General features: G+C 40.8%; 1 protein-coding gene. It reads left to right on the top strand.

Annotation, left to right across the window (positions count from 1 at the left end):
* Positions 1-141: 141 nt before the first annotated feature.
* Entirely contained in the window at positions 142-522 is a 381-nt protein-coding gene (locus tag L1D60_RS23405; RefSeq protein WP_239843169.1) for a hypothetical protein, read from the top strand.
* The last annotated feature ends 247 nt before the right edge of the window (positions 523-769 follow it).

Genomic DNA, 769 nt, shown 5'->3' with positions numbered 1-769 from the left:
ACTTATGCGTATCTAAGCCAATGAAAATTATGCTATCGTTAGTCATGCTAGCCTCCAAATTTAGTTGTTTGACGCACTAATTATGGCTCTGGCTTTAAGCTAACCCACGATTTTGGAGGCTAGCACCTCGTGGGGGTCATTATGTCTATACAATACAGCGAAATTCAGCAGCAAGGAGGTAAAGTGTTAAGAATCCTAATCTTCGTTCTAGTGGTCAATGGGCTACTAGGAGTTTTGCTTCATGTTTGCGAGCTGCTCTTTTCAGTTCCAAATTTGAACTTCATCAGTGATTACTTCTTTTACTCTCTGCTTATCCAATGGAATCTAAGTGGTCTATTTCTCATTGCTAAACCGGGCAAAGAGTCTTATCTACGACATAGCCCAAATATAGCGACTAGAATGGCAGCTTCTATGGCGAGTGAACCCAAAGGCAGTGATCGTCAGTCCAATTTTGATGTAGGTATTAGTATGTTACTGTTTTTATCTGGGGTATTTAGTTTGCTCATGTGCTTGGTATTGTAATGTATAACAAGCAATTTAAGAGGGATTCACAACGCTTGGCATTTTTGCTTCTACTTCAAATTTAGTGTTTATGGCACAATGCTTTAGGTTGGGAGGAGGCGTTGTTCACCCCTTAATTGGGCGTTGATATGACCCCCACTGTCAATAAGAGCGTAKAAGTTTCTGCTCCCACATTTCCAGAGCCTTACTAGTAAATCAGTAGTAGTGTTACCGCATAGGTGAAGCAAGTAATTTCGTCGGTTCTCAT

The organism is Vibrio sp. Isolate30 (assembly GCF_022397975.1).
Classification (GTDB): Bacteria; Pseudomonadota; Gammaproteobacteria; order Enterobacterales; family Vibrionaceae; genus Vibrio; species Vibrio fortis.
This window is presented reverse-complemented; position numbering and strand designations above follow the sequence as displayed.

What these genes read in the sequence shown, in the direction of transcription:
- L1D60_RS23405 (WP_239843169.1), top strand. Translation starts at nt 142, where the DNA reads ATGTCTATACAATACAGCGAAATTCAGCAGCAAGGAGGTAAAGTGTTA.